16 protein-coding genes and 2 tRNA genes are annotated in these 23,398 nt (G+C 61.5%); 14 read left to right on the top strand and 4 right to left on the bottom strand.

The features are described from left to right. Positions 1-2: 2 nt before the first annotated feature. From hflX to LIX93_RS18765, 6 genes are all read left to right on the top strand, one after another. Complete coding sequence (gene hflX / locus LIX93_RS18740; protein WP_226505545.1) at positions 3-1,304, top strand: ribosome rescue GTPase HflX; 1,302 nt, start codon at positions 3-5, stop codon at positions 1,302-1,304. Positions 1,305-1,400: 96 nt separating this feature from the next. After that, positions 1,401-2,579, top strand: coding sequence for an FtsH protease activity modulator HflK (hflK, locus tag LIX93_RS18745; protein WP_226505546.1), 1,179 nt, complete (start codon positions 1,401-1,403; stop codon positions 2,577-2,579). Beyond that, on the top strand, positions 2,579-3,445 hold the full coding sequence (gene hflC / locus LIX93_RS18750) for a protease modulator HflC (RefSeq protein ID WP_226505547.1): 867 nt from the start codon (positions 2,579-2,581) through the stop codon (positions 3,443-3,445). Before hflK ends, hflC begins: the two co-directional genes overlap by 1 nt. 286 nt (positions 3,446-3,731) lie before the next feature. Then, positions 3,732-4,919 carry an ATP phosphoribosyltransferase regulatory subunit gene (locus LIX93_RS18755; RefSeq protein WP_226505548.1) on the top strand — a complete coding sequence of 396 codons (1,188 nt, stop codon included), beginning with the start codon at positions 3,732-3,734 and terminating at the stop codon, positions 4,917-4,919. 54 nt (positions 4,920-4,973) lie between these two features. Beyond that, positions 4,974-6,266 (top strand): adenylosuccinate synthase, encoded by a 1,293-nt coding sequence (locus LIX93_RS18760; protein ID WP_226505549.1) that lies wholly within the window; start codon positions 4,974-4,976, stop codon positions 6,264-6,266. Positions 6,267-6,407: 141 nt separating this feature from the next. Beyond that, positions 6,408-8,342, top strand: a complete 1,935-nt coding sequence (locus LIX93_RS18765) for a methyl-accepting chemotaxis protein (RefSeq protein ID WP_226505550.1) — start codon at positions 6,408-6,410, stop codon at positions 8,340-8,342. Positions 8,343-8,476: 134 nt separating this feature from the next. Here the strand turns inward: LIX93_RS18765 and LIX93_RS18770 are convergent. Both LIX93_RS18770 and LIX93_RS18775 read right to left on the bottom strand, forming a co-directional pair. Further along, positions 8,477-8,563, bottom strand: a tRNA-Leu gene (locus LIX93_RS18770). Positions 8,564-8,737: 174 nt separating this feature from the next. Continuing rightward, positions 8,738-8,824: transfer RNA gene (locus LIX93_RS18775), tRNA-Leu, on the bottom strand. Positions 8,825-9,049: 225 nt separating this feature from the next. Between LIX93_RS18775 and rnr the strand changes: the two genes are divergently transcribed. The 8 genes from rnr to LIX93_RS18815 all read left to right on the top strand — a co-directional run bounded on the left by rnr (position 9,050) and on the right by LIX93_RS18815 (position 18,877). Beyond that, complete coding sequence (gene rnr / locus LIX93_RS18780; RefSeq protein ID WP_226505551.1) at positions 9,050-11,749, top strand: ribonuclease R; 2,700 nt, start codon at positions 9,050-9,052, stop codon at positions 11,747-11,749. Next, positions 11,746-12,498, top strand: coding sequence for a 23S rRNA (guanosine(2251)-2'-O)-methyltransferase RlmB (gene rlmB, locus LIX93_RS18785; protein ID WP_226505552.1), 753 nt, complete (start codon positions 11,746-11,748; stop codon positions 12,496-12,498). The genes rnr and rlmB overlap by 4 nt, the downstream gene beginning before the upstream one ends. A gap of 274 nt (positions 12,499-12,772) precedes the next feature. After that, positions 12,773-13,195, top strand: coding sequence for a 30S ribosomal protein S6 (gene rpsF, locus LIX93_RS18790; RefSeq protein WP_226505553.1), 423 nt, complete (start codon positions 12,773-12,775; stop codon positions 13,193-13,195). Positions 13,196-13,223: 28 nt separating this feature from the next. Then, on the top strand, positions 13,224-13,454 hold the full coding sequence (gene rpsR, locus LIX93_RS18795; protein WP_003171373.1) for a 30S ribosomal protein S18: 231 nt from the start codon (positions 13,224-13,226) through the stop codon (positions 13,452-13,454). 35 nt (positions 13,455-13,489) lie between these two features. Continuing rightward, entirely contained in the window at positions 13,490-14,380 is an 891-nt protein-coding gene (locus LIX93_RS18800; RefSeq protein WP_226505554.1) for a hypothetical protein, read from the top strand. Between the two features lie 19 nt (positions 14,381-14,399). Continuing rightward, positions 14,400-14,846: a 50S ribosomal protein L9 gene (gene rplI, locus LIX93_RS18805; RefSeq protein WP_226505555.1), complete on the top strand. Its 447-nt coding sequence runs from the start codon at positions 14,400-14,402 to the stop codon at positions 14,844-14,846. Between the two features lie 110 nt (positions 14,847-14,956). After that, positions 14,957-16,354 carry a replicative DNA helicase gene (dnaB, locus tag LIX93_RS18810; RefSeq protein WP_226505556.1) on the top strand — a complete coding sequence of 466 codons (1,398 nt, stop codon included), beginning with the start codon at positions 14,957-14,959 and terminating at the stop codon, positions 16,352-16,354. A gap of 219 nt (positions 16,355-16,573) precedes the next feature. Further along, on the top strand, positions 16,574-18,877 hold the full coding sequence (locus tag LIX93_RS18815) for a YgiQ family radical SAM protein (RefSeq protein ID WP_226505557.1): 2,304 nt from the start codon (positions 16,574-16,576) through the stop codon (positions 18,875-18,877). Between the two features lie 9 nt (positions 18,878-18,886). Here LIX93_RS18815 and LIX93_RS18820 read toward each other — a convergent pair whose 3' ends face one another. Next, positions 18,887-20,686 (bottom strand): hypothetical protein, encoded by a 1,800-nt coding sequence (locus LIX93_RS18820; protein ID WP_226505558.1) that lies wholly within the window; start codon positions 20,684-20,686, stop codon positions 18,887-18,889. Beyond that, positions 20,629-23,253 carry a hypothetical protein gene (locus LIX93_RS18825; RefSeq protein WP_226505559.1) on the bottom strand — a complete coding sequence of 875 codons (2,625 nt, stop codon included), beginning with the start codon at positions 23,251-23,253 and terminating at the stop codon, positions 20,629-20,631. The genes LIX93_RS18820 and LIX93_RS18825 overlap by 58 nt, the downstream gene beginning before the upstream one ends. Positions 23,254-23,398: the final 145 nt, after the last annotated feature.

A 23,398-nucleotide genomic window follows, 5' to 3' on the forward strand; every position in this document is an offset into this window, starting at 1 on the left:
CATTGTTCTTTGAGCGCCACGGCGGTGGTGAACGGGCGATCCTCGTTCACTTGGATGGTCAGGACCCTGAGGCGCGTGAAGATCCGCAGGAGTTTCAGGAGCTGGCTGTCTCGGCAGGTGCCGACACCGTCGCGTTCGTGAGCGTGTCGCGACATCAGCCCACTGCCAAGTATCTGATAGGCAGTGGCAAGGTCGAAGAGTTGCGTGACCAGGTCAAGGCAGAACATGCCGACCTGGTGATCTTCAACCACACCCTCACACCCAGTCAGGAACGTAACCTCGAAAAAGCTTTCGAGTGTCGCGTGCTTGACCGTACCGGTCTGATTCTCGATATCTTCGCGCAACGCGCCCGTACCCATGAAGGCAAGCTGCAGGTCGAACTGGCCCAGCTCGAGCACATGAGCACGCGTCTGGTGCGTGGCTGGACTCACCTTGAGCGCCAGGGCGGCGGTATCGGTATGCGCGGCCCGGGTGAAACCCAGCTCGAAACCGACCGTCGTCTGTTGCGGGTGCGCCTGCGCCAGATCAAGGCGCGTCTCGAAAAGGTCCGCAGTCAACGCGAGCAGGCCCGTCGTGGCCGCAAGCGTGCGGACATTCCTTCGGTGTCGCTGGTGGGTTACACCAACGCCGGCAAATCCACGCTCTTCAATTCCGTGACCTCCTCGGATGTCTACGCGGCCGACCAATTGTTCGCTACCCTCGATCCGACCCTGCGTCGGCTCGAGCTACCCGATGCCGGGCCGATCGTGCTGGCCGATACCGTGGGCTTCATTCGCCATTTGCCGCACAAGCTGGTGGAGGCTTTCCGAGCTACGCTCGAAGAGTCCAACAACAGCGACCTGTTGCTGCATGTGATCGATGCCCACGAGCCGGAGCGCGATCAGCAGATCGAACAGGTGATGGCGGTGCTGACCGAAATTGGTGCACAAGGCTTGCCGATCCTCGAGGTGTATAACAAACTCGATCTGCTCGAAGGTGTAGAGCCGCAGATTCAGCGCGATGCAGATGGCAAGCCGCAGCGAGTCTGGGTGTCGGCTCGTGACGGCCGCGGCCTGGACCTGCTGCGCCAGGCCATGGCGGAACTGATCGAAAACGATCTGTTCGTCGGTACCTTGCACCTGGGGCAGCAATTCGCGCGTTTGCGGGCGCAGTTCTTCGCCGTCAATGCGGTCCAGAGTGAAACACACGACGACGAGGGCGCAAGCCTGCTGGCCGTGCGTCTGCCGCGTGTCGAGTTCAATCGGTTGATCAGTCGTGAAGGGCTGGAGCTCGAAGAATTCATCCAGCAACACACTTTGCAATAAATGCTTCGGTATCTGGTTATGCCGAGGTGACAGGCATTCTGTAGCATTGGTTGGCGCGCCGCGGGCGCGTCTTTGCTTTATCAGATGGAGAGCGCTATGGCTTGGAATGAGCCGGGTGGTGGCAATTCGAATAATCAGGATCCCTGGGGTGGCAAACGCCGCGGAGGCGACCGCAAGGGGCCACCGGATCTGGATGAAGCCTTCCGCAAGCTACAGGAAAGCCTGAACGGTTTGTTCGGTGGTGGGAAAAAACGCAGCGGTGATGGCGGTGGTCCGTCGTCGTCCAAAGGCGGTGGCTTCGGCTTGCTGGGTATTGGCCTGGCAGTGCTGGTGGCTATCTGGCTGTACAGCGCGGTCTACGTGGTCGACGAGCAGGAGCAGGCCGTCGTGCTGCGCTTCGGCAAGTACTACGAAACCGTGGGTGCGGGCCTGAATATCTACTTTCCACCGTTCGATAAAAAGTACATGGAAAACGTCACGCGCGAGCGTTCGTACTCCAAGCAGGGCCAGATGCTGACCGAAGACGAGAACATCGTCGAGGTGCCGCTGACCGTGCAGTACAAGATCAGCAATCTGAAGGACTTCGTCCTCAACGTCGACCAGCCTGAAGTCAGCCTGCAGCACGCGACGGACAGCGCCTTGCGTCATGTGGTCGGCTCGACCGCGATGGACAAGGTCCTGACCGAAGGCCGTGAGCAGATGGCGGGTGAGATCAAGGAGCGTCTGCAACGCTTCCTCGACACTTATCAGACCGGCATCAGCGTGACTCAGGTCAACGTGCAGAGCGCGGCAGCCCCGCGTGAAGTGCAGGAAGCCTTCGATGACGTGATCCGTGCCCGTGAAGACGAGCAGCGCTCGCGCAACCAGGCTGAAACCTATGCCAACGGCGTCGTGCCGGAAGCCCGTGGTCAGTCGCAGCGCATCATCGAAGATGCCAATGGCTATCGCGACGAAGTCGTCTCGCGCGCCAAGGGTGAGGCCGATCGTTTCACCAAGCTGTTGACCGAATACCGCAAGGCCCCGGATGTGACGCGCGAGCGCCTTTATCTGGAAACCATGCAGGACGTCTACAGCAACACCAGCAAAGTGCTGGTCAGTGGCGACAAGGGCAACAACCTGCTCTATCTGCCGCTCGACAAGATGGTCCAGGGCAGCCGCAACAATGGCGGTGCGTCCTCGACAACGCCGGCGCCGGTGGTGGATTCGGCGGGTGCACGTGCGGCGTCCGACTTGCAACAGCAGCAGCGTGAATTGCGTTCCAGGGAGAGTCGCTGATGAGCAATAAATCCGTGATTGTCCTGATCGTCGGCGTTGTCCTGGCGGTCGTTGCGTGGAATAGCTTGTATGTCGTTTCGCAGACTGAACGCGCTGTGCTTCTGCAATTCGGCCGTGTCGTTCAGGCCGATGTAGCCCCTGGCCTGCATGCGAAAATCCCGTATGTGAATCAGGTGCGCAAGTTCGACGCGCGGCTGCAGACTCTCGACGCGCCTACTCAGCGGTTCCTGACGCTGGAAAAGAAAGCCGTGATGGTCGATGCCTACGCCAAGTGGCGGATCAAGGACGCCGAGCGTTTCTATACTGCCACGTCGGGCCTCAAGGCCAACGCCGACGATCGCTTGGGGCGTCGCCTCGAGTCCGGTCTGCGTGACCAGTTCGGCAAGCGTACGCTGCATGAAGTAGTGTCCGGTGAGCGCGACGCACTGATGGCTGACATGACCGCTTCGCTGAATCGTATCGCCGACAAAGAGTTGGGGATCGAGGTGATCGATGTGCGGGTCAAGGGCATCGACCTGCCCAAGGAAGTCAACAAAAGCGTGTTCGAGCGCATGAGCACTGAACGTGAGCGTGAGGCTCGCGAGCACCGTGCCAAGGGTAACGAGCTGGCTGAGGGTATCCGCGCCGATGCCGACCGCCAGCGCCGTGTACTGCTGGCCGAGGCCTATCGCGAATCGGAAGAGGCCCGTGGTGATGGTGATGCGCAAGCAGCAGCCATCTACGCCAAGGCTTATTCCCAGGACCCTGAGTTCTACGGGTTCTATCGCAGCCTGCGTGCCTACCGCGACAGCTTCTCCAGCAAGAGTGATGTGCTGGTACTCGACCCGAGCAGCGATTTCTTCCAGTACATGAAGAAACCCAAGTAAAGGTCGCAGTCATCACTGCGAAGGGCTCCGCCGGGCGGCTTATCCGTCTGGCGGGGTGATCCTTCGGCAAAACGTGTGTATGATGCGGCAGCCGGGAAATTCCCGGCTTTTTTGCGTCTGCGATATCGATTGGCCTTTAAGCGGGCCGTGCATCGGTAAAGATTTCGAGGATAGCGGCCTCCAGGGCTTGTGCGGTCTGTAGCGACCGCCGTGCGCCTGCGCCGCTATCTGCTTCACTCAAGGCTCGGCTCAGGGCGGGCCGCCCGGATCAAAGGGGATTGGCGTAATGGCAACGGTAGACCGCTGGCTGCTGCCAGATGGCATCGAAGAAGTACTGCCGCCGGAAGCAGCGCGCATCGAAGTAGCGCGCCGCAAGGTGTTGGATCTGTTCCAGAGCTGGGGCTACGAGTTCGTCGTCACTCCGCATATCGAGTACCTGGAGTCGCTGTTGACCGGCGCGGGCCAGGACCTGGATCTGCGCACCTTCAAGGTGATCGACCCACAATCGGGTCGGCTGATGGGCTTTCGGGCCGACATCACGCCTCAGGTCGCCCGCATCGACGCTCATACCATGCGCCGCAAAGGCCCAAGCCGCCTGTGCTATGCCGGCAGCGTGCTGCATGCCAAGCCGCGGGCGCTGTCGAATTCGCGCAGCCCTATCCAGCTGGGCGCCGAGCTCTATGGTGATGCCAGCCCGAGCAGCGATGTTGAAGTGATCAGCCTGATGCTGGCTATGCTTGATCTGTGGCAGGTGCCGGGTGTGCACATGGATCTTGGTCATGTCGGTATCTACCGTGGCCTGGCCCGGGCGGCCGGCCTGACCGGCGAGGTCGAGCAGCAGTTGTTCGATGCCCTGCAACGCAAGGCTATCGACGAAGTCATAAGCCTGACGGCCGGCCTGCCCGCTGACCTGGCGCGCATGCTGCGTGCGTTGGTCGGGCTGTGTGGCGGTCAGGAAGTATTGGAGCAGGCCCGCGAAGTGCTGGCCGATGCACCGGCGCCCGTTGTGGCGGCGTTGAAGGATTTGCTGGAAATCGCCAAGCGCCTGGCCGCGCGGTTCCCGCAGTTGCCGCTGTATTTCGACCTGGGCGAGCTGCGCGGCTACCACTACCACACGGGTGTGGTGTTCGCCGCGTTCGTACCGGGTGTCGGCGTGTCGATCGCCCAAGGCGGTCGCTACGATGATATCGGTGCGGATTTCGGGCGCGCGCGTCCGGCCACTGGTTTTTCAACCGATCTCAAGAGCCTGGTGACATTGGGCAGCAACGAGATCGAGCTCCCGTCTGGCGGCATCTGGATGCCTGACAGCACGGATGCAGCGCTCTGGCAGACGGTCTGCCAGCTGCGCGGCGAAGGTCAGCGGGTGGTTCAGGCGTTGCCTGGACAACCGGCGAGCGCCGCCCTGGAGGCGGACTGTGACCGGCAATTGATTCAGCAGAACGGGCTGTGGCAGGTATTGCCGCTGGCTTCTTGAGTGTTCCTGCCGGCCGCAGCCGGCACCAAGTTTGCGCGAATGAGGACAAGTGTTATGGGTAAGAATGTCGTAGTCCTGGGCACCCAATGGGGTGATGAGGGCAAAGGCAAGATCGTTGATCTGCTGACCGAACATGCTGCCGCGGTGGTGCGCTATCAAGGCGGCCACAACGCTGGTCACACGTTGGTGATCAATGGCGAAAAAACCGTATTGCACCTGATCCCGTCGGGTGTGCTGCGTGAAGGTGTCGAGTGCCTGATCGGCAACGGCGTAGTGGTTGCGCCGGACGCTCTGCTGCGCGAAATCATCAAGCTGGAAGAAAAAGGCGTGCCTGTGCGCGAGCGCCTGCGTATCAGCCCTTCCTGCCCGCTGATCCTGTCGTACCACGTGGCGCTGGATCAGGCCCGTGAAAAGGCCCGTGGCGAGTTGAAGATCGGCACCACCGGTCGCGGCATCGGCCCGGCTTACGAAGATAAAGTCGCCCGTCGCGGCCTGCGCATCGGTGATCTGTTCCACCGTGAGCGCTTCGCCTCCAAGCTGGGCGAGTTGCTGGACTACCACAACTTCGTGCTGGTCAATTACTACAAAGAGCCCGCCATCGACTTCCAGAAGACTCTGGACGAGTGCATGGAATACGCCGAGATGCTGCGCCCGCTCATGGTCGACGTCACCGCCGAGCTGCACGAGCTGCGCCGCGCCGGCAAGGACATCATGTTCGAAGGTGCCCAGGGTTCGTTGCTGGATATCGACCACGGTACCTACCCGTACGTCACCAGCTCGAACACCACCGCTGGCGGTATCGCTACCGGTTCGGGTTTTGGCCCGATGTACCTGGACTACATCCTCGGCATCACCAAGGCCTACACCACTCGCGTGGGCTCCGGTCCGTTCCCGACCGAGCTGTTCGATGATGTCGGCGCCTACCTGGCCAAGAAGGGTCACGAATTCGGCGCTACCACGGGTCGTGCCCGTCGTTGCGGCTGGTTCGATGCCGTCATCCTGCGCCGCGCCATCGACGTCAACAGCATTTCGGGCCTGTGCCTGACCAAGCTGGACGTGCTGGACGGCCTGGAAACCATCAACATCTGCGTCGGTTACAAGAACGAAGCCGGTGCGGTGATCGACGCGCCAACCGATGCCGACAGCTACATTGGCCTGGAGCCGGTGTACGAGCAGATGCCAGGCTGGAGCGAATCCACCGTCGGCGCCAAGACCTTGGAAGAACTGCCTGCCGCCGCTCGCGCTTACATCAAGCGCATCGAAGAGCTGGTCGGCGCGCCGATCGATATCATCTCTACCGGCCCGGACCGCGTCGAGACGATCGTGCTGCGTCACCCGTTTGGCTGATCAAGCGAGCGCGGTAACAGACAAGGGGCCCTATTCGGGCCCTTTGTCGTTTCTGACACCTGTGCGGCACAGGATTTGCTGAGACTCTCCTCGTGTGAAGTGCCATCATTTTAGTGGCAGCCAGAAAATGAGGGTTCAGCGGTGTCGGCCATTCTTTCGTTGTTGCAGAGTCGTTTGTTGCGTCCGGTGTTCATCGCGCTCGGCATTGCCCTTTTGGTGCAGGTGCTGGTGGCCGTTGCTCTTACGCGGAGCACGGTGAGCGCCCTGGAGGCGGATTTAGGCAAGAGCATGCAGGTTGACAGCCAGCGCCTGAGTGCCGAGCTGGGGCAGGCCAGCGATGAGGTGCGTGGCAGCCTCGAGGCACTGTCGAGCAGCACCCGGCAGAAGCTCACGGCGGGTTTGTCGACACGCCTCCAGGATGAGCAGAAGCAACTGCGCGCCACCTTGGAGAAGGACCTGCACGACTCGGCCAACGACATGGCGCAACTGCTCGCCTCGGTGGCGCCGCGGGCCATGTGGGACAACGATGTGCCAGCGCTGTCGGAATTCGCCCGGCGCGCCCAGCGCAATCCGAACGTGCTGTTCGTGGTCTATGACGACGCCGCGGGCGAGCACCTGACCCGTTATCTCAATCGTGACAACCCGATCAACCAGGCGCTGGTGGAGAAGGGCGCCGGCGATCGCGCGCTGGACAAAGCGCTGGATGCAGCGCGCAACGACCCGGCCGTGTATTACGTCGAGTCCTCCATCAGCCCCAACGGCGTGGAGATCGGCAAGGTACGCATGGGCGTATCGACGGCGTCTATCGATGTCGAGCTCAAGGCGCTCGACAAGCGTTTTGCTGCACTGATTGCGAGTGGCGCTCAATTGGTGGGCGACAGCCTGGGTTCCGCTGCCAGCGACAGCGCGAAGACGCTGCAAGGTCGGCTCAAGATTGCGCAGGACAGCGCGACCGGCATGCAGGCCAATACTACTGCTGCGGTGCAGGAAGCGGCGGGCGCATTGCGTTGGCGCATCGGCATGGGCCTGGCACTGGTCGGCCTGGGGGTATTGCTGGTGCTGGCGGTGGTGCTCGGGCGCCGGGTGGTCAGCAAGCTGCATCTGTTGATTCGCGCGCTCGATGATCTGGCGGCGGGCGAGGGCGACCTGACCAAGCGGGTACAGCTCGACAGTCGTGACGAAATTGGCGATATGGCCGCAGCGGTCAATCGCTTCGTCGACAAGTTGCAGCCCATCGTGCGTGAGGCGGGTGATGTGGCTCAGCGCACCGGTGCGGAAATTGGTGCCCTGACGCAACGCAACGCCGGCGCCAATGCTGCCGCCGAGCTGCAGCGGGACGAGGTGGCAGCGAGCTTGCAGGCGTTATCGAAGATGGCGGACGAGGCACAGGCTGAAAGCCAGGCGATGCAATCGGCGCTGGCGCAGGTGGTGGAGATTCGCCAGGCGACCGATGAAAACACCCGCGCTTCGCAGCAGGTGGGCGGGCTGATAGAGGCCTTGGCGGGGCAGGTACAGACAGGTTCGCGAGTGATCGAGCGGTTGGCTGAGCAAAGTCAGCAGATCGAGGTGGTGCTGACGGTAATTCATGGCATCGCCGAGCAGACCAACCTGCTGGCGCTCAACGCGGCCATCGAGGCGGCCCGCGCGGGTGAAAGCGGGCGCGGCTTTGCCGTGGTGGCGGATGAAGTGCGGGCTTTGGCCAGCAAGACGCAGCGCTCTACGGGCGATATCCAGTCGCATATCGGGGCGTTGCAGGCGGGGGCCAAGGAGGCGGTGGCAGCGATCAGTCAGGCCGGGCGTCAGGCCGATGAGGGGTTGCGAGTATTGCAGGGCAGCGCGCGGTTGCAACAGAGCGTGCAGGCTTCGGTGGAGCAGGTGCATGCCGCGATCGGTCTGGCGACCCAGGCGGCGGCCCATCAGGCGCAAGGGGCGCAGGCGGTGAAAGGGCGGGTGGAGACGATTCATCTGCAGGCGGAGCGCGCTGCCGATCTTGTGCAGCAGACGACTGCCAGCAGTGTCGAGCTGGACAAGCTGGCGGGGCAGCTGAAGGCGAGTATCGGGCAGTTTCGGGCTTAGCTTGGCGGTGGGGCTGCTGGCCTCTTCGCGAGCAAGGCTTGCCCGCGAAGGCGTCGGCAGCTTCAACACAGTATTTGAGGGGTTTTCAAACCCCAGAAACGCAAAAACCCGCTTTCGCGGGTTTAAGCTGAAGATGGTGCCCAGGAGAAGACTCGAACTTCCACGACCGTAAGGTCACCAGCACCTGAAGCTGGCGTGTCTACCAATTTCACCACCTGGGCATACAACGTCGCACTGCGTCGTTGTGGGCCGCACTATACGGAGGGCGCCTGACTCTGTAAAGCCCTCGTGCAAGGAATTTTGCATCGGGCCAAGTCATTGCCCAGAAACGCAAAAACCCGCTTTCGCGGGTTTTTGTGAGTGAGATCAAAGTGCGCTACTCTGCATCTCGAAATTGGTGCCCAGGAGAAGACTCGAACTTCCACGACCGTAAGGTCACCAGCACCTGAAGCTGGCGTGTCTACCAATTTCACCACCTGGGCATCATCGACAACGCTGTACGTCGGCGATGGCGCGCACTATACGGAGCGAATTTTGCGCTGTAAACCCCTGTTGTTAAAAATATTAAAATTTTTGCGCCGGGCGGTCGTAGCGGGGTTTTTTTTACCTTCCGCCGGTTTATTCAGCACTGAACAGCAGCTGAAATTTCCCGTTTCAATACGCCTATGCCAAACTAACCCGCATATAGACAAGGTGAATTCTCTCTAATGGCCGATTGGCAGTCCCTCGATCCCGAGGCCGCTCGTGAAGCGGAAAAATATGAAAACCCTATTCCCAGCCGTGAGCTGATCCTCGCGCACCTCGCCGAGCGCGGTTCGCCCGCCAGCCGCGAAGAGCTGGCTGACGAATTCGGCCTCTCCACTGAAGACCAGATCGAAGCCCTGCGCCGCCGCTTGCGTGCCATGGAGCGCGACGCTCAGTTGATCTACACCCGCCGCGGCACTTACGCGCCGGTCGACAAGCTCGACCTGATCCTGGGGCGCATCAGCGGCCACCGCGATGGTTTCGGCTTCCTGGTGCCCGACGACGGTAGCGACGATCTGTTCATGAGCCCGGCGCAAATGCGTCTGGTGTTCGATGGTGACCGTGCCCTGGCCCGTGTTTCCGGCCTCGATCGCCGTGGTCGTCGTGAAGGCGTGATCGTCGAAGTGGTGTCCCGTGCTCACGAGACCGTGGTCGGCCGCTATTTCGAAGAGGGCGGTATCGGCTTCGTGCAGCCGGACAACCCCAAGGTCCAGCAGGAAGTGCTGATCACCCCGGGTCGCCATGGCGCGGCCAAGGTCGGGCAGTTCGTGGCGGTGAAAATCACCCACTGGCCGACCCCGCGCTTCCAGCCTCAGGGCGACATTGTCGAGATCATCGGCAATTACATGGCCCCGGGCATGGAAATCGACGTCGCTCTGCGCACCTACGATATTCCTCACGTATGGCCCGACGCCGTGCTCAAGGAAGCCGCCAAGCTCAAGCCCCAGGTGGAAGAAAAGGACAAGGAAAAGCGCATCGATCTGCGCCACTTGCCGTTCGTCACCATCGATGGTGAAGACGCCCGCGACTTCGACGATGCGGTCTACTGCGAAGCCAAGAGCAAGCTGCGCCTGTTCAATGGCGGCTGGAAACTCTACGTGGCCATCGCCGACGTGTCGAGCTACGTCAAGCTGGGTTCGGCGCTGGACGACGAAGCTCAGGTGCGCGGCAACTCGGTGTATTTCCCCGAGCGCGTGATCCCGATGCTGCCCGAGCAGCTGTCCAACGGCCTGTGCTCCCTGAACCCGAAAGTCGACCGTTTGGCCATGGTCTGCGAGATGACCATCTCCAAGACCGGCGAGATGACCGACTACTGCTTCTACGAAGCCGTGATCCACTCTCACGCGCGCCTGACTTACAACAAGGTCAGCACGTTGCTGGAGCATTCACGGACCGCCGAAGCCAAGGCCCTGCGCGCCGAGTTTGGCGATGTGCTGCCAGATCTCAAACAGCTGTATGCGCTCTACAAGGTGCTGCTGAGCGCTCGTCATGCCCGTGGCGCGATCGACTTCGAAACTCAGGAAACCCGCATCATCTTTGGTTCGCAACGCAAGATCGCCGAGATCAAGCCGACCGTTCGCAACGATGCGCACAAACTGATCGAAGAGTGCATGCTGGCCGCCAACGTGGCCACCGCCGAATTCCTCAAGAAGCACGAGATTCCGGCGCTGTACCGCGTGCATGATGCGCCGCCGCCAGAGCGTCTGGAAAAACTGCGAGCCTTCCTCGGCGAGCTGGGGCTGTCCCTGCACAAGGGCAAGGATGGTCCGTCACCCAAGGATTACCGTGCGCTGCTGGCGTCCATCGCCGATCGCCCGGACTTCAACGTGATCCAGACCGTGATGCTGCGCTCCATGAGCCAGGCGGTGTACAGCGCTGACAATCAGGGCCACTTCGGCCTGAATTACGAGGCCTATACGCACTTCACTTCGCCGATCCGCCGCTATCCGGACTTGCTGACCCACCGCGCCATCCGCAGTGTGATCCACTCCAAGCTGGACACGCCGCACGTGCGCCGTGCCGGTGCGGCGAGCATTCCGAAAGCGCGTATTTACCCTTACGACGAAAATGCCCTCGAGCAGTTGGGCGAGCAGTGCTCGATGAGCGAGCGCCGTGCCGACGAAGCCACCCGTGACGTGGTCAACTGGCTCAAGTGCGAGTTCATGAAGGATCGTGTGGGCGAGAGCTTCCCGGGCGTGATCACTGCGGTGACGGGGTTCGGCCTGTTCGTCGAGCTGACCGATATCTTCGTCGAGGGCCTGGTGCACGTCACCGCGTTGCCGGGCGATTACTACCACTTCGATCCAGTGCATCACAAACTGGCCGGCGAGCGCACCGGGCGCAATTTCCGCCTGGGCGACACTGTTGAAGTGCGCGTCATGCGCGTCGATCTCGACGAGCGCAAGATCGATTTCGAAATTGCCCAGACCACCCTCGATGCCCCGATCGGTCGCAAGAACCGTCTGGCCGACGCACCTGTCACCAAAGGGCGGGCAGAGAAACCGTCGGGAAAAGCCAAGGGCGATAACGCCCACCCGGTGGACAAGGCCTACGCTCCCAAGGAACCTGCCGCGCGCTCCGGCGCCGGCAGCAAGCCGACATCGAGCCGCGGCGGCGCCAGCAAGTCCGCCGAGAAGACGCCGGACCTCAAGCCGCCGCGTCGCTCGGGCAAGGCTGAGCCGGTAGAGGCTTACCGTGCTTCAGATGCGGCGGCCAAGAATGCCGAAGTGCGCAAGAGCCGTGAAATGAAAAAGGCACTGCTGTCGGAGGCCAAGGGCAATCCAGGCAGCGCGGCCAAGAGTGGCGACGACAGCAAGGGGCCGACCAAGCACCGTAAAGGCCCTTCGAAGTCGGGCTCGCGTAAACCCAAGGCGAAATCATGAGTCAGTTGGAAAAAATCTACGGTGTGCATGCCGTAGAGGCGCTGCTGCGTCATCACCCCAAGCGCGTCAAACAGATCTGGTTGTCCGAAGGTCGTAGCGAGCCACGGGTTCAGACGCTGGTGGCATTGGCTGGCGAGAACCGCGTTCCGGTCGGCTCGGCCGAGCGCCGCGAGCTCGATGCCTGGGCGGGCGAGGGTGTGCATCAGGGCGTAGTCGCTGATGTCAGCCCTAGCCAGGTCTGGGGCGAGGCGATGCTCGACGAGCTGCTCGACCGTACCGAGGGCGCGCCGTTGTTGCTGGTGCTGGACGGCGTGACCGATCCGCACAACCTCGGCGCCTGCCTGCGCAGTGCCGATGCGGCCGGCGCACTGGCAGTGATCGTGCCCAAGGACAAATCGGCGACCCTGACCCCCGCGGTACGCAAAGTGGCCTGCGGCGCGGCGGAAGTGATTCCGCTGGTGGCGGTTACCAACCTCGCGCGGACGCTGGAAAAGCTCCAGCAGCGTGGCCTGTGGGTGGTCGGTACCGCTGGCGAGGCGGAAATGGACCTCTACCAGCACGACATGACCGGCCCGACCATCCTGATCATGGGGGCCGAAGGCAAGGGCATGCGGCGTCTGACTCGCGAGCATTGTGACTACCTGGTGAAACTGCCAATGGCGGGCAGCGTCAGCAGCCTCAACGTCTCGGTGGCCACCGGTATTTGCCTGTTCGAAGCCGTTCGTCAGCGTAACGCCAAGAAGAAGTAATCTGCTCTCAAGGGCCTCTTCGCGGGCAAGCCTTGCTCCCACAGGTCTGCATTGCACCGTGGGAGCAAAGCCTGCTCGCGAAGCTCTTGTACCGTTTCGGTGATTGCTCAAATAATCACCAATCTCCTTGCTTCCCCTCCCGCCCTTCACTACAATTGCGCCCCTTGCCGTGGCGGCAGGTACGCACGTGCCTCGTCCGAGCAAGCTTACACTGTGTTCATTCACTCCTTGTCTGACCGCCCTGGCGGCAGGCTACAACCCGTAAGGAGCATTCATGCGTCATTACGAAATCATCTTTCTGGTCCACCCTGACCAGAGCGAGCAAGTCGGCGGCATGGTAGAGCGTTACACCAAGCTGATCGAAGAAGACGGCGGCAAGATCCACCGCCTGGAAGATTGGGGCCGTCGTCAACTGGCCTACGCAATCAACAATGTTCACAAGGCTCACTACGTGATGCTGAACGTTGAGTGCACTGGCAAGGCTCTGTCCGAGCTGGAAGACAACTTCCGCTACAACGATGCTGTGATCCGTAACCTGGTCATCCGTCGCGAAGAAGCCGTTACTGGCCAATCCGAGATGCTCAAGGCTGAAGAAAACCGCAGTGAGCGCCGTGAGCGTCGCGATCGTCCTGAGCACGAAGGCGCTGAAAGCGCTGACAGTGATGACAGCGACAACAGCGATAACGCTGACGAGTAATCCACGGACCACTTGAGGAGCCTATAACATGGCACGTTTCTTCCGTCGTCGTAAATTCTGCCGCTTCACCGCTGAAGAAGTGAAAGAGATCGATTACAAAGATCTCAACACCCTGAAAGCCTACGTATCCGAAACCGGCAAAATTGTTCCAAGCCGTATCACCGGTACCAAAGCTCGTTATCAGCGTCAGCTGGCCACCGCTATCAAGCGCGCCCGCTTCCTGGCCCTGCTGGCCTACACCGACAGCCACGGCCGCTGAGACCGGGCAGTCGACTGTAGCAAGGGATAGATTGCATGCGTTCGTTAGCTGATTTCATCATGCGCGGTCGCGTGCAGGCCACTCTCGTAGTGGTTGCTTGTGCGGCAATGCCGTTGTTGTTCTGGTTGAGTGCCGCCGCTGGGTGCCTTGTGTACCTGCGGCGCGGAATGAAGGACGCCTCTGGCGTTCTACTCTGGGCTCTGCTGCCGGCCTTGGTCTGGTGGTATTTCGGCGAACCGCGCACCTTGATGGTGTTGCTGGGCACGCTGGTGCTGGCGGCGCAATTGCGCTCCAGTGAGTCGTGGAACCGGGTGCTGCTGGTCAGCATCGCGCTGGGCCTGGTGTATGGCGTGGTATTGGGTGTGGTGTTCCAGGTGCCCATCGAAGCGATGGCGCAACAGCTCGAAAAGCTGTTGCCGCGGTTGCTTCAGGGCTTCTACCAGCAATTGTCGGTAGAGGAACAGGCCCGCCTGGCTGCGCTGATCGCACCGGTGCTGACCGGTCTGATTGCGGCCTTGTTGCAAGCCGTCAGTGTGCTGGCCCTGATTCTGGGTCGCTACTGGCAGGCAGTGTTGTACAACCCGGGTGGGTTCGGTCGCGAGTTTCGGGCCATCAGAATCCCCCTGTGGCCAGCGTTGATGCTGCTGGCGTGCATGTTGGTCGGTCCGAACTTCGGTCCACAGATCGCCATGCTGACGCCGTTGTGCAGTGTTCCGCTGGTGTTTGCCGGCCTGGCGCTGATGCACGGGTTGGTGGTACGGGGCACGCTGGGCAAGTTCTGGCTGGTCGGGCTTTACGTGACACTGCTGCTGTTCATGCAACTGATCTATCCGTTGCTGGTGGTCTTGGCCATCGTCGACAGCCTGATTGATTTTCGCGGTCGTCTGGCGCCGAAAGACGCCGATAACGCGAACGGTGAAGGTTAAAAGTTAAGAGGATTTCCACATGCAACTGATCCTTCTGGAAAAAGTCGCCAACCTGGGCAACCTGGGCGACAAGGTAAACGTCAAGGCTGGTTACGGTCGTAACTACCTGCTGCCTTACGGCAAGGCTACCGCTGCGACCGCTGCCAACCTGGCTGCGTTCGAAGAGCGTCGCGCTGAGCTGGAACAAGCTGCCGCTGACAAGAAAGCATCGGCTGAAAGCCGTGCTGCCCAACTGGCCGAGCTGGAAGTGACCATCACTGCCACCGCTGGCGACGAAGGCAAGCTGTTCGGTTCGATCGGTACTCACGACATCGCTGATGCGCTGACCGCCTCTGGCGTCGAAGTGGCAAAAAGCGAAGTTCGTCTGCCGAACGGCACCATCCGCAACGTCGGTGAATTCGACGTGGCTGTGCACCTGCACAGCGACGTAGAAGCCACTGTCCGCGTTGTCGTGGTAGCAGCTTAAGCAACACCTGACGGTCTGGCACCTTGTGTGTCAGACGGTTAACATCGGGCACGATCCTGTTTACAGGTCGTGCCCTTTGTCTTTCTCAGATAGCCTAATTCAGTGTGGTCATGAACGAGATATCCGCCCCCGAGCAATACGATCTGCAAACGTCTGCCCTCAAGGTGCCGCCGCATTCCATCGAGGCCGAACAGGCCGTGCTCGGTGGCTTGATGCTGTCCAACGACGCCTGGGAACGCGTGCTCGATCAAGTGTCGGATGGCGACTTCTATCGTCATGACCACCGTTTGATCTTCCGCGCCATCGCGCGTCTGGCCGATCAGAACACCCCGTTCGACGTGGTGACCCTACACGAGCAGCTCGACCGCGAAGGTCAGAGCGCCCAGGTCGGCGGTCTCGGTTACCTCGGTGAACTGGCGAAAAATACGCCGTCGGTCGCCAACATCAAGGCCTATGCGCAAATCGTTCGCGAGCGCGCCACGCTGCGTCAGCTGATCACCATCAGCAACGACATCGCCGACAGCGCATTCAATCCGCTGGGGCGCAACGCCGCTGAGATTCTTGACGAGGCCGAGCGGCAGATCTTCCAGATCGCCGAAGCGCGGCCCAAGACCGGCGGGCCAGTCAGCGTCAACGACCTGCTGACTAAAGCCATCGACCGCATCGACACGCTGTTCAACACCGATGCGGCAATCACCGGCCTGTCCACCGGCTATACCGACCTCGACGAGAAGACCAGCGGCCTGCAGCCTGCCGATTTGATTATCGTGGCCGGTCGTCCGTCGATGGGTAAGACTACCTTCGCGATGAACCTCGTCGAAAACGCGGTATTGCGCAGCGAAAAGACGGTACTGGTCTACTCATTGGAGATGCCAGGCGATTCGCTGATCATGCGGATGCTGTCGTCGCTTGGCCGGATCGATCAGACCAAAGTCCGTTCCGGTCGGCTGGATGACGACGATTGGCCGCGCCTGACCTCGGCGGTCAATCTGCTCAACGACCGCAAGCTGTTCATCGACGACACGGCGGGCATCAGCCCATCGGAAATGCGCGCGCGCACCCGGCGACTGGTGCGTGAGCACGGGGAGATCGGCCTGATCATGATCGACTACCTGCAGCTGATGCAAATTCCGGGTTCGAGCGGCGATAACCGGACCAACGAGATTTCCGAGATCTCGCGATCGCTCAAGGCGCTGGCCAAGGAATTCAACTGCCCGGTGGTGGCGCTGTCGCAGCTCAACCGCTCGCTGGAGCAACGGCCCAACAAGCGCCCCGTGAACTCCGACTTGCGCGAATCCGGAGCGATCGAGCAGGATGCCGACGTGATCATGTTCGTTTACCGGGACGAGGTCTATCACCCCGAGACCGAGCACAAGGGCATCGCCGAGATCATCATCGGCAAGCAGCGGAACGGCCCGATCGGTTTTATTCGTCTGGCGTTCATCGGCAAGTACACCCGGTTCGAGAATCTGGCGCCGGGCAGTTACAACTTCGACGACGACGAGTAATTACCGGCTTTGTCGTCGTTCAGGCGAGCCTCTTCGCGGGCAAGCCTTGCTCCCACAGAGGTGAGCCGCACACCTGTGGGAGCAGGGCTGCCCGCGAAGAGGCCTGCAAGAGCACACTGAACCTTCACCAAAATCCGACCATTACCGTCGGATTTGGTTAATTTTTGTGCTATATTCCGCGCCCGCGTTTTTCCATCTGTAGCCAACACGGTCATCGACATGCAAGCAGCCAAGCCGCTTTTCGACTATCCCAAGTACTGGGCCGAATGTTTCGGTCCCGCACCGTTCCTGCCCATGAGCAGGGAGGAGATGGATCAGCTTGGCTGGGATTCCTGCGACATCATCATCGTCACCGGTGATGCGTATGTGGATCACCCGTCGTTCGGCATGGCCATCATCGGCCGCCTGCTGGAGTCCCAGGGCTTTCGCGTGGGCATCATCGCCCAACCCGACTGGACCAGCAAAGACGACTTCATGAAGCTCGGCGAGCCGAATCTGTTCTTCGGCGTTGCGGCCGGCAACATGGACTCGATGATCAACCGTTACACCGCCGACAAGAAAGTCCGTTCCGACGACGCCTACACCCCCGGTGGCCTGGCCGGTTCGCGGCCGGACCGCGCCAGCCTGGTGTACAGCCAGCGCTGCAAGGAAGCCTACAAGCACGTGCCGATCGTGCTGGGTGGCATCGAAGCCTCGCTGCGCCGCATCGCCCACTATGATTACTGGCAGGACCGGGTTCGTCATTCGATCCTGATCGACGCCTGCGCCGACATCCTTTTGTATGGCAACGCCGAGCGCGCCATCGTCGAAGTCGCCCAGCGTCTATCCTACGGCCAGTCGATCGATACCATCACCGATATCCGCGGCACCGCGTTCATTCGCCGTGATACCCCGGAAGGTTGGTACGAAGTCGACTCGACGCGCATTGACCGTCCGGGCAAGGTCGACAAGATCATCAACCCGTACGTGAATACCCAGGACACCCAGGCCTGCGCCATCGAGCAGGAAAAAGGCCCGCAAGAGGATCCCGACGAGCCGAAGGTCGTGCAGATCCTGGCCAGCCCGCGCATGACTCGCGACAAGACCGTCATCCGTCTGCCATCGTTCGAGAAAGTCCGCAGCGACGCTGTGCTCTATGCCCACGCCAACCGCGTGCTGCACCTGGAGACCAACCCCGGCAACGCCCGCGCCCTGGTGCAGAAACATGGCGAAGTGGACGTGTGGTTCAACCCGCCGCCCATTCCCATGACCACCGAGGAAATGGACTACGTGTTCGGCATGCCCTACGCCCGCGTCCCGCACCCGGCCTACGGCAAAGAGAAAATTCCGGCCTACGACATGATTCGCTTCTCGGTGAACATCATGCGTGGCTGCTTTGGCGGCTGCACCTTCTGCTCGATCACCGAGCACGAAGGGCGCATCATCCAGAACCGCTCCGAAGAGTCGATCATTCGCGAGATCGAAGAGATCCGCGACAAGGTGCCGGGCTTTACCGGGGTCATCTCCGACCTTGGCGGGCCGACCGCGAACATGTACCGCATTGCCTGCAAGAGTCCGGAAATCGAATCCGCGTGCCGCAAGCCGTCGTGCGTGTTCCCTGGCATCTGCCCGAACCTGAACACCGACCACTCGTCGCTGATCCAGCTGTACCGCAGTGCCCGTGCGTTGCCCGGCGTGAAGAAAATCCTCATCGCTTCCGGCCTGCGCTACGACCTGGCAGTGGAATCGCCCGAATACGTCAAGGAGCTGGTGACCCACCATGTGGGCGGCTACCTGAAGATCGCCCCGGAGCACACCGAAGAAGGTCCGCTGAACCAGATGATGAAGCCGGGTATCGGCTCGTACGACAAGTTCAAGCGCATGTTCGAGAAGTACTCCAAGGAGGCGGGCAAGGAGCAGTACCTGATCCCGTACTTCATCGCCGCCCATCCGGGCACCACCGATGAAGACATGATGAACCTGGCGCTGTGGCTAAAGGGCAACGGCTTCCGCGCGGATCAAGTGCAGGCGTTCTACCCGTCACCCATGGCTTCGGCCACGGCGATGTACCACTCGGGCAAGAACCCGCTGCGCAAGGTCACCTACAAGAGCGACAACCTGACGATCGTCAAGAGCGAGGAGCAGCGCCGTTTGCACAAGGCTTTCCTGCGCTATCACGATCCAAAAGGCTGGCCGATGCTGCGTGAAGCGCTGGAACGCATGGGCCGTGCCGACCTGATCGGTCCGGGCAAGCACCAGTTGATCCCGCTGCATCAGCCGGACACCGACAGCTACCAGAGTGCGCGGCGCAAGAATTCCACGCCTGCCGGCAGCCACAAGGTTGCCAAGGGCCAGCAGATCCTCACCCAGCACACCGGCCTGCCACCGCGCGCCGCCGATGGCAGCAAGCCATGGGACAAGCGCGAAGAGGCCAAGGCCGCCGCCTTTGCCCGCAACCAGGAAGCCGCCAAGGCCCGCAAGGATGCCGCCAAAGGTGGTAAAGGCAAGGGCAAGCCCGCACGTCAGCCGGTCCTGCCCCGCTAAAGCCTGAACTCAGGCCGGCCCTTCGAAGAGGTTGAAGTCGACGCCGGCCATGTCGGTCTTCAGGCCATCCAGGCCGATGGTGCAGGACTGGCAGGTGGGGCGCACGGTAAAGGCGTCTACCGAGGCGAGGCTGGCGGTTTCCAGCCCGTCCTGCTTGATCCGGGTGACGATGTTGCGTTCGGAGTCCAGCAGGCGCGTATTGTTCTTGCCCACCTGGCCCAGGGAGCGGTGCTGAATATCCGGCAAAAACAGCACCGAGCTGGTGCCTGGCAGCACCTCGGGTTGGGCGTTTATGTAGATCACGTTCTCGTATTCCAGCCCTTCGGGCACCAGCTTCCAGCCCTCGGGCGCCTGCGATGTGCCAGCCCGCAGGGCATCTTCCAATTCCGCCAGCGGCACCCGGACCGCTGATTTTTCCCCGGACCACGCGTAATACAGGCGGTCAGGCCGGGCACCATCGTTGAAGCGTACATGCAGGTAGGCGAGGTTCTTGCCGGTATGGGTGCTGCTGCGCAGCGTCTCGCGGGCCAGGATGCTGTCGGCATCGAACAGTGCGTCCCGATAAAGCACATTCAGGTCCCCGGCCAAACGTTCGCGGACGGCCAAGGGCGTCTCGGCGTTCAGGCTGAAGCGGTAGCGCGCGGTGTCCTTGGCGTGGCTGATCAGGCGGGTCTGGGTGTATTTGCAGAACAGCGCGGCTTCGGCTGGCGATGTGTGCATGTTGAAAGGCCCGCCAATGAATTGCTCCAGCGCCAGATCGGTACGGTTGGCAAGGTCGGCTTCAATCAACTTCAGATCATCCGCCAGTTGCTCGGGGCTGAGCAGCGGTATGACCCGATGCGCCTCGCCCGAGCCGTTGTGAATCAACGCCAGGTAGTCGTCCTCAGTCACCGGCTGATTGGCCACGTCCGGGCTCAGGGTCATACGCTGCATTTCCAGCGAGGTGTCGCCAGGCGCGTAGTCGGCACGGTAATACAGATTGTCGTCTGCACGCACCACCAGTACCTGGCCCGCGGATGTCTTGTATTGGGCCACGACGCCGGACACCGTGCGGCTGTCGGCAACTTCCGCAAACACGCCGCCCTCCAGAGTCACCTGCTTGAACAGGTCATTGCCGCCGTTTACCTGTACCTGAACGTGCGGCAGTGCATCGGCGGGCAGGTATTTTTTCTTGCCGACCCGTACCAGTTTGCCGTTACCGCGCACCGTCCACAGAGCTTCATTGTCAACGAATCGACCCTCGGCATCGGCGCTCAGTGTGCGGTTGTTGAACCAGGGCACGACGTCCCGGCCAGGTTCGCTGAGTACCGGGGCATCGACGAAGTCGGTATTGCGAAAGGACCTGACCCGGCACGGGTCTGGCTCGAGCCCGCGCTTGGGTCGGCAGATCACCGCTGCGAAGTCATCGGTACGCTTGAGTTGGGTGTCGTTGGTGCGTCGCAGTACGTGGCTGTCGTCAGCGAGGATCACATGTTTATAACGTGCGCTGCCAACCTCCAGATAGAGCTCCTCGCCCCATTTCACCCACACCTTGGTCAGGTCCGGCTGCGGATCGGGGAAGCTGAGGCCGCCGCCTTCCTGCTTCAGCTTGATGATTCCGGGGCCGCGCAAACCGAGGTCGCCAGCGTCGTTGAGCGGCCACAGGGCAGGTCCATAGGGTTTACCGGTCACGGAGTCGGTCAGGTAGTTCTGCGGGCGAGCTCCCAGGCGGTCGTTGTATACCAGCACGCCCTTGCGCGGGCTTACCGCCTTCAGCTGGAAGCCCTGGTTCTTGAGCTTGGCGGTGGTGGCGGCGCGCCAGGCATCCATGAAGTCTTCAGGGGGGTGAATAGCTGTACCAGGCGCCGCGGGCTGGCTTTGATGGTGCTGCGCAGCGAGATCAGCGCGGCCTTGGAGGCACCATCCACCAGTGCCAGACGTGCGGCGCCTCGGGCGGCGCCCAAGGCCCCGCGGCCGGCGAGTCTGCTCAAGTCGACCAGCGCCAGGATCGGGATCATCTCCTTGCCGGCGCGCAGCAAAAAGGCGCCGGTTGCCTTGGTGGTTTGCACCAGGCTGCTGCGCAGCGCTCGGCTGGTGGTCAGCAGGGCGATGCGAGTGATCTGGGAGATGGCTTTGACGCCAGGGACGATGATCGCCAGTACGTCGAAAGCAATCCCCAGCAGCCCCAGGAATACCTTGGGGAAATCGCCCTCGCCCAGGCCTTCTTTGACCTCTTCGACACTGCCCCAGAATGGGATGATCCAGTTCTTGAGAAACACCAGCACGCTGATGGGGTGGGCTGCCAGCTCATAGCGGGTTTGGCCTTTGGCGTAGGCGGTGATCTCTTCATCGGTACCGAACATCAGGCTGGCTGACGCCTTGCGGGCGATATGTTCGAGGCGCTGCTCCCGCGGGATGAGGCCTTTATCGATGCGCGGGTCCTCGGGCTGCTCGCTGAGCCCCGGCATCAATAGCCCGAATTGCAGGCTCAGTTCCACGTAGCCCTGGCTGGCCAGGGTCGGGGAGCTGCCGGTGGCGTAGGCCTGGAAATCGAATCGATCCTTCATCAGCGTGCCCAATGGATAATACCGGCGGCCGAAATAGGGCAGGTCGGCACGCTTGATGATCTGCAGCGTATTGGGCATGACCTCGAAGGTGCGAGCTTGGTTTTCATGGGTCGCCTGGATGACGAAGCCGAAACGTGCCAATGGCCCCAGTTGCATGTCGGAACGGGACGCTTGCGGGTTGAGAACCTCCTGCAAGGCGTAGACCCTGACATCACCCTCCATCAGGGCGGTCTGGTCGTCGAAGGGGAGCTCGGCAAGCAGCCGCTTGATGATCAGGTAGTAGCCTGCGCGCATGTTATTCAGCCAAGGGCTGAACTCGCGATTGAACACGTCCAGGGCGCTGGGAGCGCTGAAATTGCCGACCCAGGGGTAAAAATATTCCGCGCCGTGGCCCTGCACGGGGTAAGGATGCCAATGACTGGGATCATCGAGGTGGTGCGGTCGTGGTGGTGGCAGCGGTCGTGGCGGCGGCAACAGGTGAGCTGGTATGGGCGGAGTGTCGATCAAAGGCAACGTGCTCGGGCCTTCGGCAGGGGGCTTGTCGACTGGGCTCCAGCTGCACGTAGCGATCACCTCCAGGGCGGGTACGGCGTGGCTGATGGGGTAGTCTCTGATGTCGACAGCACTTCCTGCGGGGGGCATCGGCCGATTGACGTACAGCTGATCGGCGCTGATCCCTTGCGCCTGCAGCAATCGACGGGCGATATCGAAGCGTTGGGGCAGCGGTGCCGAGATATTTTCCAGCGCGGTCTGCAAGGCGTCATTCTCATCAAGATAAGCCTTGAGGATGCGCTGAAGGTCTTCACCGTCTGGAATCTCGGGAAGCGTAGGGGCGAGTGCAATATCGGCTCGCGCCCAGGATAGTACTGCCGGTACCAGCGCCACGCCGATCACCTGCTGTTGCTCGGTAGTGGCATCAAGACCGATCTGCAGGGGATAGTCGGCCAGTTGCTGATAGCTCATGGTCCGGGCGGCGCCGGGTTGTATCGCTTCGGCAAGCTCGACACCGTGGCGAAACTGCACCCAGCGCGTGCTGCTGCGATACGGCAGGTCGGGTGGAATGCCCAATATGGCGAAATCGCTCGGCAAGTGTTCGAGCAAAGCCATATAGGCAATGATCGCGCTCTGGGGTGAAGCGACACGCTGCCGGCGCAGCAGATGATCCTCGAATTGGCGACGAATGTAGTCATAGCGCTGACCGACCAGTGTCGCGGATTGCAGCTCGAAGCCGTCTAGATCGCCGTGCGGGTCCAGCTGAATCCGCACGGCGGCCACCAGCAGTTTGAAGTCCATCAGCCCCGACGCGACCTGACTGCCATCGTTGCTGTACCAGCCCAAGGCAAGGCGCAAACGGTTGGCCAGCTCCGCAGCGCGCGGCGTGGTCAGCACCTTGACCAAGGCGGTCATCGGGTAGGCGCGCACGCTCTCGGCGGGTGTGGTGGTGAGCCAATCGCCGTCGATATGATCCAGCAGGCCCCCGGCTGCGGGCGGGCTCGCCACGGCCAGGAACGCCTTGAGCGTTGTCTTGATGTCGTCGATATCGACGCTGTCGAGCAGGTTATCGATATGGACGCCATCGCGATCGGTCTTGAGCAGCGACGCTTCTAGCCCCTGCTTGATCAGCAGCTGCGTGTCTTCGGCCTGCTTCAATGAGGTCGGTATTTCGAGCTTCAAGGCGTCGAGCTGTGGTGCCGAGCTGTCGATCAGCGCTTGCAACGGCGTTTCGGCGAGCGTCCAGAGGGCGATGAGGGTGGGATGGTTCCAGCTGTGCAGCGGGTGGCTTTCAGCGGGTTCGAGCGTGGCGGTCAGCGGGTGGGGGTAAGGGATCATGGTCTTCTCCAGGCAAAACCCGATTACCTCCCAGCCCACGCTGGTTATGGTGGTACATGGGTAGCCACGCAGGTGGCGAAAAACCTGCATGAGCTCGATTTCTGTGCGAACCTTCAGGCGCCTTGGTCAAAAGGCACGGTTTTGG

This window comes from Pseudomonas sp. MWU16-30317, from assembly GCF_020515695.1.
GTDB lineage: Bacteria > Pseudomonadota > Gammaproteobacteria > Pseudomonadales > Pseudomonadaceae > Aquipseudomonas.